16 protein-coding genes are annotated in these 16,429 nt (G+C 54.8%); 11 read left to right on the top strand and 5 right to left on the bottom strand.

All coding sequences use genetic code 11. The annotated features are described in order from the left end of the window. Positions 1-14 precede the first annotated feature (14 nt). Together C7M51_RS07685 and C7M51_RS07680 are read left to right on the top strand one after the other, a co-directional pair. On the top strand, positions 15-890 hold the full coding sequence (locus tag C7M51_RS07685; RefSeq protein WP_160621252.1) for an alpha/beta fold hydrolase: 876 nt from the start codon (positions 15-17) through the stop codon (positions 888-890). Positions 891-930: 40 nt separating this feature from the next. After that, complete coding sequence (locus C7M51_RS07680) at positions 931-1,101, top strand: hypothetical protein (RefSeq protein ID WP_160621251.1); 171 nt, start codon at positions 931-933, stop codon at positions 1,099-1,101. 89 nt (positions 1,102-1,190) lie between these two features. On the opposite strand, the gene rsmF is transcribed toward C7M51_RS07680, so the two are convergent. The 3 genes from rsmF to yebS all read right to left on the bottom strand — a co-directional run bounded on the left by rsmF (position 1,191) and on the right by yebS (position 6,576). Further along, positions 1,191-2,582, bottom strand: coding sequence for a 16S rRNA (cytosine(1407)-C(5))-methyltransferase RsmF (gene rsmF, locus C7M51_RS07675; protein ID WP_244323832.1), 1,392 nt, complete (start codon positions 2,580-2,582; stop codon positions 1,191-1,193). Positions 2,583-2,732: 150 nt separating this feature from the next. Beyond that, on the bottom strand, positions 2,733-5,369 hold the full coding sequence (locus tag C7M51_RS07670) for a PqiB family protein (protein ID WP_160621249.1): 2,637 nt from the start codon (positions 5,367-5,369) through the stop codon (positions 2,733-2,735). Further along, entirely contained in the window at positions 5,335-6,576 is a 1,242-nt protein-coding gene (gene yebS, locus C7M51_RS07665; RefSeq protein ID WP_160621248.1) for a membrane integrity lipid transport subunit YebS, read from the bottom strand. The genes C7M51_RS07670 and yebS overlap by 35 nt, the downstream gene beginning before the upstream one ends. Before the next feature lie 218 nt (positions 6,577-6,794). Between yebS and C7M51_RS07660 the strand changes: the two genes are divergently transcribed. From C7M51_RS07660 to htpX, 4 genes are all read left to right on the top strand, one after another. Then, entirely contained in the window at positions 6,795-7,295 is a 501-nt protein-coding gene (locus C7M51_RS07660; RefSeq protein WP_160621247.1) for a GAF domain-containing protein, read from the top strand. Between the two features lie 96 nt (positions 7,296-7,391). Beyond that, the gene (gene proQ / locus C7M51_RS07655) at positions 7,392-8,087 is read left to right on the top strand and encodes an RNA chaperone ProQ (RefSeq protein ID WP_160621246.1); all 696 of its coding nucleotides are present in this window, start codon (positions 7,392-7,394) and stop codon (positions 8,085-8,087) included. A gap of 19 nt (positions 8,088-8,106) precedes the next feature. Next, positions 8,107-10,152 (top strand): carboxy terminal-processing peptidase, encoded by a 2,046-nt coding sequence (gene prc, locus C7M51_RS07650; protein WP_160621245.1) that lies wholly within the window; start codon positions 8,107-8,109, stop codon positions 10,150-10,152. 236 nt (positions 10,153-10,388) lie between these two features. Continuing rightward, the gene (gene htpX, locus C7M51_RS07645; protein ID WP_160621244.1) at positions 10,389-11,270 is read left to right on the top strand and encodes a protease HtpX; all 882 of its coding nucleotides are present in this window, start codon (positions 10,389-10,391) and stop codon (positions 11,268-11,270) included. 35 nt (positions 11,271-11,305) lie between these two features. On the opposite strand, the gene C7M51_RS07640 is transcribed toward htpX, so the two are convergent. Further along, positions 11,306-12,664 carry an MFS transporter gene (locus C7M51_RS07640; RefSeq protein ID WP_160621243.1) on the bottom strand — a complete coding sequence of 453 codons (1,359 nt, stop codon included), beginning with the start codon at positions 12,662-12,664 and terminating at the stop codon, positions 11,306-11,308. 204 nt (positions 12,665-12,868) lie between these two features. Here C7M51_RS07640 and kdgR point away from each other — a divergent pair, with 204 nt between their 5' ends. Next, positions 12,869-13,660 (top strand): DNA-binding transcriptional regulator KdgR, encoded by a 792-nt coding sequence (gene kdgR / locus C7M51_RS07635; RefSeq protein ID WP_160621242.1) that lies wholly within the window; start codon positions 12,869-12,871, stop codon positions 13,658-13,660. Positions 13,661-13,700: 40 nt separating this feature from the next. Here the strand turns inward: kdgR and C7M51_RS07630 are convergent, their stop codons facing one another. Next, positions 13,701-13,943 (bottom strand): YobH family protein, encoded by a 243-nt coding sequence (locus C7M51_RS07630; protein ID WP_160621241.1) that lies wholly within the window; start codon positions 13,941-13,943, stop codon positions 13,701-13,703. Between the two features lie 183 nt (positions 13,944-14,126). On the opposite strand from C7M51_RS07630, the gene C7M51_RS07625 reads away from it, so the two are divergent. From C7M51_RS07625 to cspE, 4 genes are all read left to right on the top strand, one after another. After that, positions 14,127-14,393, top strand: coding sequence for a YebO family protein (locus C7M51_RS07625; RefSeq protein ID WP_160621240.1), 267 nt, complete (start codon positions 14,127-14,129; stop codon positions 14,391-14,393). Positions 14,394-14,423: 30 nt separating this feature from the next. Then, positions 14,424-15,440 (top strand): MBL fold metallo-hydrolase, encoded by a 1,017-nt coding sequence (locus C7M51_RS07620; RefSeq protein ID WP_160621239.1) that lies wholly within the window; start codon positions 14,424-14,426, stop codon positions 15,438-15,440. A 524-nt stretch (positions 15,441-15,964) separates the two neighbouring features. Next, entirely contained in the window at positions 15,965-16,132 is a 168-nt protein-coding gene (locus C7M51_RS07615) for a DUF2627 domain-containing protein (protein WP_160621238.1), read from the top strand. Beyond that, complete coding sequence (cspE, locus tag C7M51_RS07610) at positions 16,119-16,328, top strand: transcription antiterminator/RNA stability regulator CspE (protein WP_004386688.1); 210 nt, start codon at positions 16,119-16,121, stop codon at positions 16,326-16,328. Before C7M51_RS07615 ends, cspE begins: the two co-directional genes overlap by 14 nt. Positions 16,329-16,429 lie beyond the last annotated feature (101 nt).

Genomic DNA, 16,429 nt, shown 5'->3' with positions numbered 1-16,429 from the left:
CAGGAAAATAAAAGATGCATACTAAACCGGCAATATTACTGGCAGGCGTTATGGCGCTGGCACCCGCGCTGACGCAGGCAAAAACGGAAACGCAACATACCCACTGGGGAACGCGCTGGCAGCATTTGCCGCAGACGCCTGCGCCGGTGGCGGATCTCACTACCGGCTACGCGGCGGTCAACGGCATTCAGCTCTGGTATGGCGTGGCTGGCCAGGGTTCGCCGGTTATTTTGCTGCACGGTGGCCTGGCAAACAGCGACTACTGGGGATGGCAGGTGCCGGAACTGGCGAAACATCATCAGGTTATCGTGGTAGACAGCCGTGGTCACGGGCGCAGTACCCGCAACGCCCAGCCTTACGGTTATGATTTAATGACCGATGATGTCGTTGCGCTAATGGATAAATTACATATCGATAAAGCCGATATCGTAGGCTGGAGCGATGGCGCCATTATTGGCCTGGATATGGCGATGCGCCACCCGCAGCGCGTGGCGAAGGTGTTTGCCTTTGCGCCTAACGCCACCACCAGCGGCGTTAAACCCGGCGTGGAAAACGATCCTGTGTTCGCTGCCTACATTGCCCGCGCTGGTGAAGAGTACAAAAAATTGTCGAAAACCCCCGACGGCTACCAGGCGTTTGTCACGCAAATCAGCAAAATGTGGCAGACGCAGCCGGAATGGAATGATGAGGCGCTACGCAAGATTAAGGCGCAGGTATTAATTGTCGATGGCGATCGTGATGAGGCGATCGATCGGGCTCATCTTGAACATATTGCCGCTACCATTCCCGATGCCGGGCTGCTTATTTTACCCACCGTCAGCCACTTTGCTTTTTTACAGGCACCGAAAGAGTTTACCGATGCGGTTATCCACTTTCTTGACGATCGGTAACGGCTGAAGGCCGGGCTACCCGCTAACCGACGATAAGTTTATGGACCAGGCGGGCAAGAATTTCCAGCAGCATCAGGCTGCCGATGAAAAGAAAGATCAGCATGATAATAAATTTTTTCTGGCTATCCATTTCGCCTGCGCCTTATCTGGTTACTTCAGCGCAGTGAGTTTAGCGGTTGTAGCCTTAACCGCAGGTCAATATTGCGGTTAAGGTGGGCAAAAGGCGGAGAGATGGTGAATGATGTTGCCTGCTTGTGCGGCATCGCGGCGGGAGCTAAGGCACTCAGCGCATGACGTATATCAGGCGCGAAACAGTTTTCCGTCGCGCACCAGCTCGCGTGGATAGCTGTTTTTCAGGCGCTGCCCAACCTTTTTCGCCAGGCCAATGGGCTGTTGCTGCCAGGTTACCAGCACCTCATCACGCGGCAGCGGCTTTTGTGGCCAGATATCCCGCCCGCGATACCATTCTTCCGCCTCGCTCTCTTCCAGCTCAACGCTGTTCGTTGCGTCCGGGCGCGCCAGTGCGACAATGGCCTCATGTTGCCAGCGACAGCCTTTTGCAAAGGTTTCCGCCAGCTTTAATCCGATACGGGAGAAGCGCACACGCCCAATTAAGGATTCCACCGTCGTCGGGAATAACCAGATCTCTTTATCACGCTGCCACAGCGTGAGTGAATCGTCCCAGTGCAGGCCTGATTTGGCGGCGGCCTGTTTTATCAGCTGCGCATCCTTACGGGACAGCGGGCTGAAAGGGAATTTTCCCACTTTGTAGCCGGGCTGCTGCATCGGTTCCACCGCCGCCGTTTTACGCAGCCGCGCCACGAAAAACCCTTCGCTGTCAAACAATTGAGGAAAGACATGTAAAAAACCTTCTGCCGTTGCTGCCTGTTGCGCGCCGGGAAACAGCTGCGCCAGCGATTCAATCTCCACCGCATCCGGGTAGCGTTCGCAAAGCCAGCTCACCACCTGCTGATTTTCCAGACGGTTGAGGGTGCAGGTTGAATAGATCAGCGTGCCGCCCGGCTTCAGGGCATGGAAGGCGCTGTCGATCAGATCGCGCTGAGTGGCAGCGATGGCGTGGGTGCTTTCCAGCGTCCAGTTGCGCAGCGCGTCGGCATCTTTGCGGATCACACCTTCACCGGAGCAGGGGGCATCAAGCAGGATGGCATCAAAGGCTTCCGGCAGCGCCGGGCCAAACACGCGTCCATCAAAGTGGGTCAGCGCCGTATTGCTGACGCCACAGCGGCTGAGGTTAGCGTGCAGTACTTTTACCCGGCTGGCGGCATATTCATTGGCCAGAATCAGCCCCTGATTATTCATCAGCGCCGCCATCTGGGTAGTTTTCGAGCCGGGTGCCGCCGCGACGTCCATTACCCGCTCAGGCTGCGGCTGCGCCGCGAACAGTGCGCTGACCGGCAGCATTGAACTGGCTTCCTGAATATAGAACAGCCCGCTCAGATGCTCCGCCACGCTGCCCAGCGGCAGCGCCTCATCGCTCTCGTCGCGCTCAATCCAGAAACCTTCTGCACACCAGGGAATCGGCGTCAGCCGCCAGCCATAGCGTGCCGTCTGGCGTAAAAAGTCGTCCACGCTGATTTTCAGGGTATTGACCCGCAGGCTGCGGCGTAGCGGTTGCTGGCTGATAGCGAGAAAGGCTTGCAGGCTCGCCTCATCGGGCAGGGTTTGACGCATCAGGTCAAGGAAGGCTTCAGGGAAGCTGGCTCTGGATTGTTGGGCCACGACAGAGTTCCGGTAGTTTCAGGTAAGAACAGGGCGGGAAGTGTAACACAGCTGCGGCAAAAGCCGATGAAACGGGAGCCCTGTGCGGGCTCCCGGTAACCATTACGAGGAGGGGATCGCCGTTCCCCATTTACGCCATTCTTTCGGTTCTTCTTCCTGCAGCAGGAAATGTTTGCCGGAAGCGGCACGCGGTGCCAGCGGAACGGTTGGCGGCGTAGCGAACTGGATGCCGCCGCGAATGAACTGCTGGAAGGTGCCGGTTTTCACCACGCCGCCAATCAGACCAAACTCCAGGTTATAACCGGAGGCGAGCCAGAATACGGAGTTGTTGCGCACCAGATGCTGATATTTTTTGCTGATGCGCAGCTGCACCTGAACGCGATCCGCCATGCCGCCCAGCGAGGTGCCGGTTACGGTGCCTACCTCCACGCCGCGGAACAAGACCGGCGTACCGATGCCCAGCGATCCCGCTTCCGGCGCATCGACGACGATATTCAAACCGTCGAGATAGCGAGAATCGGTAATCGTGGTTTCCTGTAGTTCAAAGCGGCGCAGCGGCCCACCTTTACCCGGATCGACGTTGATGTAAGGCTGTAGCAGCGTTTCCAGATGATTGACGCCGGTAGCTGAGATCTCCGGGGAGACCACCGAGAAGCGGCTGCCGGTGCGGGCGAAGCTGTCAACATATTCGGGGTAGAGCACTGCTTTGGCAATCACCTGATTGTGAGCCGGGTTAAGCGCCAGCGTTTCTACCTGACCGATATCGATACCAAGATAGCGAATCGGCATCCCGGCGGCGAGTTTGCTGCCGTCATAGGTATGCAGCAGAATCTGGCTGCCGACGGCGCGTGCGGCGGTTTCGGAGTGGTAAAGCACGCGCCTTTCGCTATTGCTGCTGCGTGCCCCGGCCAGGTTATCAAAACTGATCGCACCGCGCAGCGCCCGGTTCAGCGGCGAGGCTTCTACCGTCAGGCCCGCGCCGTTCAGCTGCACCTTCGCGCCGCCTTCCGCCCAGAATACGCTGTCGGGCGTCAGCAGCTTGCGGTATTCCGGCTTGATATGTACCGCCACCAGAAACTCGTTTTCCTTCGGCGTGACGTCAACAATCTCCCCGACCTGGAATTTGCGGTAGAGCACCACTGAGCCAGGCTGAATATCGGGCAGACTGTTGGCGGTCAGTGTTAATGTGGTTGGCGGCTGTTCGCCGGTAATGCCTTCCTCCGCTTTCTCTGCATTCGCGTAGAGCGGATAGTGATTAAGCGGTGCACCTTTTGCCCCCGGCTCAAGCCGGATACCGCCATCGATCCACTCGCTGGCGCTGGCACCCAGCACTTTCATACCGTCCAGGCCAAATTTCACGTCAAGGCGGCTGTTGATAATAAATTTGCTGTCGGCATGAACCAGATGACGATGTTCCGGGGCGATCGCCGCCTCAAACTCCACCCCTTTGGTGGTCAGGATACGGCGGATAACCTGGCCGATTTCGATACCGCGCAGCATAATCGGCTGCCCGGCGTTGATGCCGTAGCTCTCTGGTGCGGTCAGGCGGACGGAAAGGACATTAGGTTGCTGCAACAGCGCCTCATTGCTCTGTCGCACCTGGAAATGCTGTTGCGGTTCTCCCTCGCCGGGGAAGAGTTCCAGCGTGGCACCGGTCAGCAGCGCGCTCAGGCTGGGATTATTCAGGCTGACTTTCGGGCTGTGCATTTCAATGCGCGTACCGCTGCGCATCAGGCTAACGACGGAGGGATCGAGCGTCAGTTCACCGCTGACTTTTCCGCCCGGCTGGAGCGTCATTTTGGTCAGCGTACCCACTTCCAGCCCCTGATAAATCAGCGGCGTGCTGCCTTCTTTCAGATCTTTTCCGTCGGGCAGATCGAGCGTCACGATGACGCCGCGCTGGCTGTGCGCCAGGTCGGGGTAGAGCTGATAGTTACTTTCGCTGGCGGCCTGTTGAGAAGAGGGCGGTGAATCAAAAGCGATCGCGCCGTTAACCAGTGCCGTCAGGCTTTCCAGTTCAATCTTTGCGCCGTTAAGACTAACGTCAGCCTTCATGCCGGAAACGTTCCAGAAACGGCTCTCTTTTTTTACCAGGTTGGTAAAGCGGCGTTCGATCAGCACATCAACGGTGACGCCGTTGTTATCTGGGGTGATGGTGTAATCATAAACGCGTCCGACCGGAATTTTGCGGTAGTAAACCAGCGAGCCGGTGTTGAGTGAACCGAGATCGGGCGCATGCAGATGTACCAGCATCTCACCGGTATTCACGCGGTATTTGGGCTGGGTATCCAGCGCCACAAAATGCTCTTTTCGCTGCCCTGATTTGCCCGGCATCATGCCGATATAGTTACCGCCAACCAGCGCATCCAGCCCAGAAACGCCTGCCAGTGACGCTTTTGGCGTGACCAGCCAGAACTGGGCATCCTCACGCAGCGCGTCACGCATATCGCTTTTAATGCTGACCCGCACTTTTATCGTACGCAGATCGTCGCTGAGGCTGATGCCCTGTACGGTGCCGACCTCGACGCCCTGATAGCGCACCGGCGTCCGGCCCGGCACGATGCCGTCAGCCTGAGCGAAATCGATGGTGACCGTGGTGCCGCGCTCCTGATAGTTGGTCCACAGCAGCCATCCGGCGATCATCAAAGCGATAAAGGGCAGCAGCCAGAACGGCGAGATTTTACGCTTGTTGGTAATACGCGCTTTAGTCGGTGTAGTCGGCGTGTGTTGCATGAGCATCCCAAATCAGACGGCTATCCAGCCATTGCACGGCCAGGATAGTTAAAATTACCGCGGCGCCAAAGTAGAAGGCAGCCGGTCCCATAGTAAAAGCCAGCAGCTGATCGCGATTTACCAGCGACATGGTTAATGATATGACGAACAGATCTAACATCGACCAGCGTCCAATCCACGTCACCAGACGCAGAAGCCGGATGCGGGTTTTAAGTCCCTGCTGGCAGCGAAAATGAATGCTGATAAGCAACACCAGCAGGACCAAAACTTTCGTAAAGGGCACCAGAATACTGGCGATAAAAACGATGGCGGCGACCGGAATGTTGCCGGATCCCAGCGAGAGAATGCCGGAGAAAATGGTATCTTCCTGGCGGCCGCCGTTGAGGTAAATAATTGAAATCGGCAGCAGGTTAGCCGGGACCAGCAGCACGGTGGCGGAAATCAGCGCGGCCCAGGATTTTTGCAGGCTGTAAGGGCGACGATGCGCGAGGCGCGTATGGCAGCGCGGGCAGCGTCCGCGATCGTCCGGCATGCCGGTGTGATGACAGTTCAGGCAGATTTGCAGTTTTTCCAGCGGCACATCCGGCTGCGGCTGCGGATAGAAGCGGTGCCACAGCTGCTCAACGTTCAGATGAATCAGGGTCAGCAGGCTCAGCACCATCAGTGAAACAAAGGCCACCAGCCCGTAGCCTGCCTCAATATCGGCATAATCCTTAACCTTGATTGACGCTACGGCGATGCCCACCAGATAGATATCAAGCATCACCCACTCTTTCAGCCTGTCGAGCATTAGCAGTACCGGGCGCAGGTTCATCCCCAGCCGATCGCCGAAAAAGAGAAAGGCGATAGCAGCAACCAGCGTGACGGGTGCGCCAATAGTACAGAACGTCACCATCGCGGCGGTCAAAATATCGCCCTGCATGGTCATCTGCATAATCCCTGCCAACAGGCTGGCGCGGATTGGCGTGCCAAGCAGGCGAATTTGAATCAGCGGTTCGGTAAAGGCGAAAGGCATCAGCAGGAACATGGTCACCGCCATCGCCGTCAGACGGGTCATTGACCAGTCGCGTCCGTTGAGGATTTTCGCGTTACAGCGTGGGCAGTGCGCCGACTGACGCGATGTCACATCCGGTAAGGAAAAAAGGGTATCGCATTGCGGGCAACGCTGATAACGTTCATGGGGCAGAACGTGACTGATGGTATGTATTTTCATATATTGCCGCAGTAACCCTCGCGTGCAGCTATGCACGGTCCTTAAAACGATGCAAAACGGACGCTGAGGGACATAGCCCGTTTTGATAATCCGATCCGCCAGAATCTAAGGTTATATTAACTACCGGAATGATTCACCTTGTGGCGGTGGATATTTAATGCTTATTTAACCGGACGGCACCTGTGTAGCCGTCCGATTGCTTTTAAGATGGTAAGGAAATGGACAAAAAAGAATTTTATCACGACCTCAACCGCGATCTGCGTGCGCTGATCGCCGGTGAAACCAGTTTTCTGGCCGCGCTTGGCAACAGCAGCGCGTTGCTGTTTGAACGGCTGGAAGGGGTTAACTGGGCAGGTTTCTATCTGTTAACAGAAGAGAAGACGCTGGTGCTGGGGCCGTTTCAGGGCAAGATCGCCTGCGTGCGTATCCCGGTAGGCCGTGGCGTATGCGGTACGGCGGTGGCTGAACAAAAAGTGCAGCGCGTGGATGACGTGCATGCGTTTCCAGGCCACATCGCCTGTGATGCGGCGAGCAACGCGGAAATCGTGCTGCCGCTGATCGTGGAAGGTGAAACTATCGGCGTACTGGATATCGATAGTACGGTATTTAATCGCTTCGACAGCGAGGACGAAATCGGCCTGCAAACCTTTACTGACGGGCTTTGCACAGTGTTAGCCAACAGCGATGTTAAAAAATTTATTCACATGAATCGCAGCTAAAGCGCTGGATTTCGTGGCAATTGGCGATGGGGTCATTATAATGTCGCCTGTTCATGCCTGCGGCTTGTTGGCCACCCGTTGTAATCAGGAAATTTCATGGAAAATCAACCTAAGTTGAACAGCAGTAAAGAAGTCATCGCCTGGCTCGCGGAACGCTTTCCGCACTGCTTTAGTGCCGAAGGTGAAGCGCGTCCGCTCAAAATCGGTATCTTTCAGGACCTCGTGGAACGTGTTCAGGGCGAAATGGGCCTGAGCAAAACGCAGCTGCGTTCAGCGCTGCGTCTGTATACCTCCAGCTGGCGCTATCTGTATGGCGTTAAAGCGGGTGCTACCCGCGTCGATCTGGACGGCAACGCCTGCGGCGAGCTGGAAGAACAGCATATTGAACATGCGCGCAAACAGCTTGAAGAGGCGAAAGCTCGTATTCAGCAGCAGCGTCAGCAACAGCAGGCGAAAAAACGTGAAGCCGGTGAAGAAACGCCTGCGCGTCGTCCGCGTAAAGCGGCGGCTAACCGTAAGCCCGCTGAAGGTGAGCGTCAGCCCGCCCGCAGAGCGCGTGCTAACGATGCACGTCCTGCCCAGGAACGTGCACCAGCCGCACCGCGCCAGCAACAGCCGCGTACGCAGCCCGTCACTGATACCTCCGCGCTGCAGCCGGGCCAGAGCATTAAGGTCAAGGCGGGTAAAAACGCGATGGATGCCACCGTTCTTGAGATCTCTAAGGATGGCGTTCGGGTACAGCTGGCTTCCGGACTGGCAATGATCGTACGCGCAGAACACTTACAGTTCTGAAACGGAGGCCACCCTGGGCATGAACAATCTTTTCAAGACGAGTATCATGGCGGGCCTGCTGCTGGCAGGTCACGCCTTTGCTGCTGACAGCATTACCCGTGCGGAGCAGATTCCGCAGCTGCATGAAGAGCCGCAGCACGCCACCGTTAGCGAACGTGTAACCTCACGTTTTACCCGCTCTCATTACCGCCAGTTTGACCTCGACCAGCAGTTTTCGGCAAAAATCTTCGATCGCTATCTGAACATGCTTGATTACAGCCATAACGTGCTATTGGCATCGGACGTGGCGCAGTTTGCCGACAAAAAAAGTACGCTGGGCGATGAGCTGCGCAGCGGCAGGCTGACGGTATTTTACGATTTATTCAATCTGGCGCAGAAACGCCGCTTTGAGCGCTATCAGTATGCGCTGGCGAACCTGAATAAACCGATGAATTTCAACGGTAACGATACTATCGATACCGATCGTAGTAAGGCACCCTGGCCGAAAAACGTTGCTGAACTGAACGCGCTGTGGGATGCCAAGGTGAAGTATGACTGGCTTAGCCTGAAGCTCACCGGTAAAAAAGATAATGAAATTAAAGATATCCTCACCAAGCGCTATAACTCAGCGATCCGCCGTCTGACGCAGAGCAACAGCGAGGATGTGTTCCAGCTGGCGATGAACGCCTTCGCCCATGAGATCGATCCGCACACCAATTATCTCTCGCCGCGCAATACCGAGCAGTTTAATACTGAAATGAGCCTGTCGTTGGAAGGGATCGGCGCAGTATTGCAGATGGACGAGGATTACACGGTTATCAACTCAATGGTAGCGGGTGGACCGGCGGCGAAAAGCAAAGCGCTGAACGTGGGCGATCGCATCGTTGGCGTGGGCCAGCCGGGTAAACCGATTGAGGATGTTATCGGTCTGCGTCTTGATGACGTGGTAGCCAAGATCAAAGGGCCGAAGGGCAGCCGGGTACGCCTCGAGATCCTGCCCGCAGGCAAAGGCACCAAAACGCGTACCGTCACGCTGATGCGTGAACGGATCCGTCTGGAAGATCGGGCGGTGAAAATGAGCGTGCATAACGTCGGTAAAGAGAAAGTGGGCGTGCTGGATATTCCCGGCTTCTACGTTGGCCTGACCGATGACGTTAAGGTGCAGTTGCAGAAACTGCAAAAACAGCACGTAAACAGCATCGTTATCGATCTGCGCACCAACGGCGGCGGGGCATTGACCGAAGCGGTTTCCCTCTCCGGTCTGTTTATTCCCAGCGGCCCGGTTGTGCAGGTACGTGATAACAACGGCAAGGTGCGTCAGGACAGCGATAATGACGGCGTGGTCTACTACAAAGGCCCGCTGGTGGTACTGGTTGACCGCTTCAGCGCCTCAGCATCAGAAATTTTTGCCGCCGCCATGCAGGATTACGGGCGGGCGCTGATTGTCGGCGAGCCAACCTTTGGTAAGGGCACCGTGCAGCAGTATCGCTCGCTGAATCGCATCTACGATCAGATGCTGCGCCCGGAATGGCCTGCACTGGGATCGGTGCAGTACACCATTCAGAAATTCTATCGTATCAACGGCGGCAGCACCCAGCGTAAAGGCGTGACGCCGGATCTGATGATGCCAACCGGCGTTGAAGCGATAGAAACCGGCGAGAAGTTTGAGGATAACGCTCTGCCCTGGGACAGCATCGATGCGGCAAGCTACAGTCGCACGGGCGACGTACGCAATCTGGTGCCGCAGCTGAGCAAAGCGCATGAAGAGCGTATTGCACAGGATGCGGAGTTCCAGTACATCATCAAGGATATCCAGCGTTATAACGCCATGAAGGATAAGCGCAACATTATCTCGCTCAATCTTGCCCAGCGTGAGAAAGAGAACCATGAAGATGATGCGCTGCGTCTGGAACGCATCAACGCACGCTATAAGGCACAAGGGAAGAAGCCGCTGGCGAAACTGGAAGATCTGCCGAAGGACTATAAAGAGCCCGATCCTTATCTGGATGAGACGGTTAACATCGCCAACGATCTGGCGCAGTTGCAACCGACGCAGTCTTCAGCAAAAGGCAGCGCGGCAAAGTAACACGCTGACGCTAGCTGGCTGACAGAGGCACCGCTCAGGCGGTGCCTTTTCTTTTCTGTGCATTTTACTGCCGGATGCATCGCCACCAGGAAGCGGGGTTAAAAAAGAGTGCGACAAAATGTAAAGTTATGTCTTTTTAGACACTTAAACGTTAAGGACGCTTGAAATGCTCAACGGTGGCCCTACGATGTATATCCGCGCATGGGCGCTTAGTTAACTGAGGAAGAAGAAAGTTTATGATGCGTATTGCTCTTTTCCTGCTAACCAACCTGGCCGTGATGTTGGTATTCGGGCTGATCCTCAGCCTGACGGGAATTCAGTCAAGCAGTGTGCAAGGCCTGATGATTATGGCAGGTCTGTTTGGCTTTGGCGGTGCGTTTGTTTCACTGCTGATGTCGAAATGGATGGCACTGCGTTCCGTTGGTGGTGAAGTGATTGAACAGCCACGTAACGAAACGGAACGCTGGCTGATGGACACGGTAGGGCGTCAGGCGCAGCAGGCGGGCATCGGTATGCCGCAGGTAGCGATTTATCATGCGCCGGATATCAACGCGTTCGCTACCGGCGCACGTCGCGATGCGTCGCTGGTGGCGGTATCAACCGGCCTGCTGCAAAACATGAGCCGTGACGAGGCGGAAGCGGTACTGGCGCATGAAATAAGCCATATCGCTAACGGTGATATGGTCACCATGACGCTGATTCAGGGTATTGTGAACACCTTTGTCATCTTCATTTCCCGTATTCTTGCGCAGATTGCGGCAGGCTTTTTGTCGGGCGACCGGGAGAATGAAGAGGGTGGCAACGGTAACCCAATGGTCTATTTTGCCGTCTCTATGGTGCTGGAACTGCTGTTTGGTATCCTGGCGAGCATGATCACCATGTGGTTCTCGCGCTATCGTGAGTTCCATGCCGACGCCGGTTCCGCGCGTCTGGTTGGACGTGAGAAGATGATTGCGGCGCTACAGCGGCTGAAAACCAGCTATGAGCCGCAGGAGCCGGGCAGCATGATGGCGTTCTGTATCAACGGTAAAGGCAAATCGCTGAGCGAATTCTTTATGTCGCATCCGCCGCTGGATAAGCGCATCGAAGCGCTACGCAGCGGACAATATCTGAAATAATCGCAAAAGCGCCCTTCGGGGCGCTTTTTTTTAGCTTAAGCGTCACTGGTGGGCTGACGCAGTCGCGACAGGCTGAACAGCGCAGCAACGGAAGAAAACAGTCCCGCCAGCAGCAGTGAAGCATAGGTGCCCTGAGTGTTAAACAGATTAAACATCAGCGCCACCAGCGCCGCGCCGCTGGTTTGTCCGAGCAGACGAGCGGTTCCCAGCATACCGCTGGCACCGCCGCTACGATGACGCGGTGCGGCGGAAATAATCGTGTGGTTATTGGGTGACTGGAACAGCCCAAAACCGGCACCACACAGCACCATTCGCCAGATAATATCGCCGTCTCCCGGCGCGGCTGGCAGCAGAGCAAGGGCAAACAGCCCGGCGGCAAAAAGAGCCAGTCCGATCCCGCCCAGCAATCCGGCATGAAAGCGCTCCAGCAGCCGCCCGGCGATGGGAGACATCACCATGGTCGCCAGCGGCCAGGGTGTGAGCAATAAACCCGTTTCCACCTCGCTACGCCCAAGTACGCTTTGCAAAAAGAAGGGCAGCGAAACCATCGCCAGCATCTGGGCCAGGAAGGAACAGATAGAGGTGCAAAGAGAGAGGGAAAAAATGGGGATGCGCAGTAAATCGACTGGCAATAGCGGGTTGGTCATAGCGAGCTGGCGGCGAATAAACAGCGTGCCGATAATCAGCAGCGCCAGAAGTTCAGCCAGAATCAGACGATAGTCCTGTCCCTGTGCCGCGCCGCTTAATGCTGACAGCAGCAGGCCAAAGGTTAAGGCGTTCATAATGGCGCTAAGAATATCGAACCGCTGGAACGATGATTGTTGCGGGTTTTCCGGCAGGAAGCGCCAGGCAAACAGCAGCGCCAGCATCCCGACAGGCACGTTGATTAAAAACAGCCACTTCCATGAGGCGACAGAAAGAATGGCCGCCGCTACCGTAGGGCCCGCCGCGCTGGAGACGGCGACAATCAGCGCGTTGATCGCCATACCGCGTCCCAGATAGCGTTGAGGATAAATAATACGTATCAGCGCGGTGTTAACGCTCATCAGCGCCGCGCCGCCAAAGCCTTGCAGAATACGTGCGCAGGTTAACATAACCAGCGAGTCAGAAAAGGCGCACAGCAGCGAGGTTGCGCTGAACAGCAGCAGGCCCGCCTGATAGATGCGCCGGTAACCCAGCAGATCGCCAAGAAAAGAGAACGACAGCAGTGAAATAATAATCGCCAGCTGGTAGGCGTTAATAATCCACACTGATTCCGCCGGGCTGGCCTGAAACTGGCGCGCAATGGTAGGCAGCGCAACGTTGGCTATGGTGCCGTCAAGCACGGCAGCGCTAATGCCCAGTGCAATAGCAGCAATAGCGCCGTAACGGCGCGGTAACGGTAAACCATCCATATGGGGGATACTCGCAATAGAAGTTAATGAAGGTGAATAATAACCATGCTAATGACTATTTGTTACGTAGCACATCAATTCCGATAAAAAATGTCTACAGATGTGCTTAGTGTGACGTAGACATATTGCCTGATAATAACAGAGCCACGTATACTGGAAATGGCGTTCCATTTTAAATAAAACAATTTTAAAAAGGCTCTTACTATGGCGAATGCAGATGGAGATAAACAACCGGATTCGGTTTCCTCGGTATTAAAAGTGTTTGGTATTTTACAGGCGTTAGGCGAAGAACGCGAAAATGGTATCACCGAGCTTTCTCAGCGCGTGATGATGTCAAAAAGCACCGTCTATCGTTTTTTACAGACGATGAAGTCGCTGGGATATGTCTCCCAGGAAGGCGAGTCGGAGAAGTATGCGCTGACGCTCAAGCTGTTTGAGTTAGGTGCCAGGGCGTTGCAGAACGTCGATTTAATCCGCAGCGCTGATGTTCAGATGCGCGAGCTCTCGCGACTGACAAAAGAAACGATCCACCTTGGCGCGCTGGAAGAAGACAGCATTGTCTATATTCACAAAATTGATTCGCTCTACAACCTGCGCATGTATTCGCGTATCGGGCGCCGCAATCCGTTGCACAGTACGGCAATTGGCAAGGTTCTTTTAGCCTGGCGCGATCGTGCAGAAGCGCGTGAAATTTTGAAAGATGTGGATTTTCGCAAGAGTACGCCGCATACCATTGGCAGCGAAGCTGAGCTGCTGGAAACGCTGGATATGGTGAAAGCACAGGGGTTCGGTGAGGATAATGAAGAGCAGGAAGAAGGGCTGCGCTGTATTGCGGTGCCGGTTTTTGACCGCTTCGGCGTGGTTATCGCCGGTATGAGTATTTCCTTCCCGACAATTCGTTTTTCGGAAGAACGCAAACATGAATATGTTGCGATGCTGCATCGCGCTGGACGGTTGTTATCTTCGCAGTTGGGCTATCACGACTATCCCTTCTGACCCGAATTAAGGCGGCGCTTGTAAAAGCGCCGCACGCCGCTTACGAATTGTTATCCACCACCCTGGACATTTTTCTCAATAACGGGCACTCTGCCACACCGATAAAGCTGCTGTCGCCGTGCAGATACTGCGCTTTTACCATACCCTGAGCCGTTAAATACTGACACTGTAAGCCGATACCGGCAAAATTCTTATGACTACCGGTCAACACGCCATAGCCTGTCAGCAACAATCCCAGCCAGATCAGCGCCAGCAGACTCACAATTCGAAGCAATATTTTCATTTTATCTTCCTGTAAACGTGGCAAGCTTCCCGCTTGCTGCCGGAACCCAACAGCATAATGGTGCCGCCTGTCACAATCGATCGGAGGATGCCGAAAGCTCAGCCTGATACCCGTTTCGCTGCTATCAATTCCCTTATTAAAGGGTAAAATTGTCGACAAAACCGAGAGTAAACAGAGGCAAATATGAATGAGATAAACAGCGGCGCAGGCGTGCTGCCGCTTATCAGCGCTATCGCTTTTGCGCTGGTAGGGCTGATCGCCTGGTTTTACGTCAACCGCGCCAGCGTACGTGCCAGCGAGCAAATTCGCCTGCTGGAGGCGCTGCTGGAAGAGCAGCGAAAACAGAATCTGATGCTGCAACGGTTAGGGGAGCAGGCGCGGGAACAGGGGGAAAATACCGCAGAGAAGCCGCAGGATGAAGACTTTACCCGCCTGATCCCTGAACGATAATGCACCGGCATGCTGCTAAGGAGCAAAACCTTGAAGTGGAAAAATCCCTGGTATGACGCCTCTTTGCCGCACCATACGCCGGAGGGGTTCCGTAATCTGGAAGCCGATCTGCGTCAGCCGGGAGATTTACAGCGCTGGCGTAACGAACGGAAGGCACAGGGGCTGCCTTTGCCACCGGCGCAGGGCTATGACGCTTTTACTCAACGGTGGTGGCAGCCTGCCGATTTGAGCGGCGAGCAGGATGCAGTCTGGTGGCTGGGTCATGCCGCCCTGATGCTGCGTCTCGATGGGCGCTATGGGCTTATCGATCCGGCGCTTTCGACAAGGGCCTCACCGCTGCGCTTTTACGGACCGAAACGTAAAACGCCCGCGCCGCTGGCTATTGCCGATTTGCCTGCGCTCGACTGGGTGCTGATCTCCCATAATCATTACGATCATCTTGATAAACCCACTATTCGCGCTATTTTACGCCGTTTTCCGCAGGTGCAGTTTATTGTGCCGCTGGGGCTTGAACCCTGGTTCCGGCGCATCGGTGCGCGTCAGGTCGTACAGCTGGACTGGTGGCAGCAGACGCAGCGGCATGGCATCACTTTTCATGCTGTTCCTGCGCGGCACTGGAGTATGCGCACGCTTACCGATCGTAACCGCTCGTTATGGTGCGGCTGGACCATCTCCGGCGCGTCGCTGAATTTCTGGTTTTCTGGCGATAGCGGGTATTCCGATAACCTGTTGCAGATTGCTCAGCGCCTGGGGCCGTTTACGCTCGCCGCTTTGCCAATAGGCGCTTATGCACCACGCTGGTTCATGCGCGGTCAGCATATGGATCCGCAGCAGTCGGTAGCGCTGCATCAGGCGGCAGGCGCACCGGTCACTATCCCTATTCACTGGGGCGTGTTTGAACTGGCGGATGAAGCCCTGGATCAGCCTCTTTCCGAGCTGGATGAGGCGATGACAGCGGCAGGGCTGGATAAGAAACGTTTTCGTCCATGGAAAATAGGCGAAAGCGGAAGTTTAGATATTATTAACCAGGAAAAATCTGATAAATGAGTGCCGGGTTTTTATAAAGCCATGCGCTCAGAGCAAACGCGTGGCGAACTTATTCTAAGGCGCTGCGTTTCTTTAATAATAAAGAGCTGCCTTTATTTAGGGCAGGGCAAAGAATATATTCCTTATTTTGGTGCAGTGACGCTTAAGACATTAACCTTTATTCTGAGACGCAACTTTTTTCTGGTTTTTTCTGGTCCTGGGATGATGCGCAAACGCTCTCTGATAAAAGGGTTGATACTGCCATAATTATGCAATATTTATCTGGCAGAGCGATCGCCAGGTAAGCTTACGGCAGAGACGCACGTCTCTTCAGCGCCATGCACAGCTGGGTGAACAATGGTTGATACCGCTAAAAAAGCCGTGTGGCTTAGGTTTTTAATCTGTTGCATAATGCATAAATGTGCAAAGAATGCGATGAATTTGTATTAACTGTGTGGTGGATCGATCGCTGTTTAAAAATAACTTGCCATAAATTATCGAATATGTGATAACGCTATTAAGCAAAACGAGGTACAGCTCTGTTTATGTATGGCATATTCAGTAAAGAAGTAACGAGTAAAGACGTTGACGTTGAATACCGCTTCCTTGCCGAACCTTATATTAGTGCCTCATTCAGTAGTGTCTCTGGTTTTCTGTCAGTCGCCTTCGGGCAAATAAACATTCTAAGGAATTACAAAAATGGCAAAAATTAAAGGTCAGGTAAAGTGGTTCAACGAATCCAAAGGTTTTGGCTTCATTACCCCGGCAGACGGTAGCAAAGATGTGTTCGTTCACTTCTCCGCTATCCAGGGTAACGGCTTCAAAACCCTGGCTGAAGGCCAGAACGTTGAGTTCGAAATTCAGGATGGTCAGAAAGGCCCGGCAGCGGTTAACGTTGTGGCGATCTGATAGCATCGCAACGTCTTGGCCGCCTGCGGCATAAAGATGAGCAAAGGCCCCGGTTAATCGCCGGGGCCTTTCTTTTTGGCGGATGACGCTGTGGTGCTCAG

It is taken from the genome of Mixta intestinalis (assembly GCF_009914055.1).
GTDB classification, from domain to species: Bacteria; Pseudomonadota; Gammaproteobacteria; order Enterobacterales; family Enterobacteriaceae; genus Mixta; species Mixta intestinalis.
This window is presented reverse-complemented; position numbering and strand designations above follow the sequence as displayed.

Excerpts from the sequence above, each read along its gene's own strand:
- C7M51_RS07685 (WP_160621252.1), top strand. The coding sequence starts at position 15 with ATGCATACTAAACCGGCAATATTACTGGCAGGCGTTATGGCGCTGGCA.
- C7M51_RS07680 (WP_160621251.1), top strand. The coding sequence starts at position 931 with ATGGACCAGGCGGGCAAGAATTTCCAGCAGCATCAGGCTGCCGATGAA.
- rsmF (WP_244323832.1), bottom strand. The coding sequence starts at position 2,582 with ATGCGTCAAACCCTGCCCGATGAGGCGAGCCTGCAAGCCTTTCTCGCT.
- C7M51_RS07670 (WP_160621249.1), bottom strand. The coding sequence starts at position 5,369 with ATGCTCATGCAACACACGCCGACTACACCGACTAAAGCGCGTATTACC.
- yebS (WP_160621248.1), bottom strand. The coding sequence starts at position 6,576 with ATGAAAATACATACCATCAGTCACGTTCTGCCCCATGAACGTTATCAG.
- C7M51_RS07660 (WP_160621247.1), top strand. The coding sequence starts at position 6,795 with ATGGACAAAAAAGAATTTTATCACGACCTCAACCGCGATCTGCGTGCG.
- proQ (WP_160621246.1), top strand. The coding sequence starts at position 7,392 with ATGGAAAATCAACCTAAGTTGAACAGCAGTAAAGAAGTCATCGCCTGG.
- prc (WP_160621245.1), top strand. The coding sequence starts at position 8,107 with ATGAACAATCTTTTCAAGACGAGTATCATGGCGGGCCTGCTGCTGGCA.
- htpX (WP_160621244.1), top strand. The coding sequence starts at position 10,389 with ATGATGCGTATTGCTCTTTTCCTGCTAACCAACCTGGCCGTGATGTTG.
- C7M51_RS07640 (WP_160621243.1), bottom strand. The coding sequence starts at position 12,664 with ATGGATGGTTTACCGTTACCGCGCCGTTACGGCGCTATTGCTGCTATT.
- kdgR (WP_160621242.1), top strand. The coding sequence starts at position 12,869 with ATGGCGAATGCAGATGGAGATAAACAACCGGATTCGGTTTCCTCGGTA.
- C7M51_RS07630 (WP_160621241.1), bottom strand. The coding sequence starts at position 13,943 with ATGAAAATATTGCTTCGAATTGTGAGTCTGCTGGCGCTGATCTGGCTG.
- C7M51_RS07625 (WP_160621240.1), top strand. The coding sequence starts at position 14,127 with ATGAATGAGATAAACAGCGGCGCAGGCGTGCTGCCGCTTATCAGCGCT.
- C7M51_RS07615 (WP_160621238.1), top strand. The coding sequence starts at position 15,965 with ATGTATGGCATATTCAGTAAAGAAGTAACGAGTAAAGACGTTGACGTT.
- cspE (WP_004386688.1), top strand. The coding sequence starts at position 16,119 with ATGGCAAAAATTAAAGGTCAGGTAAAGTGGTTCAACGAATCCAAAGGT.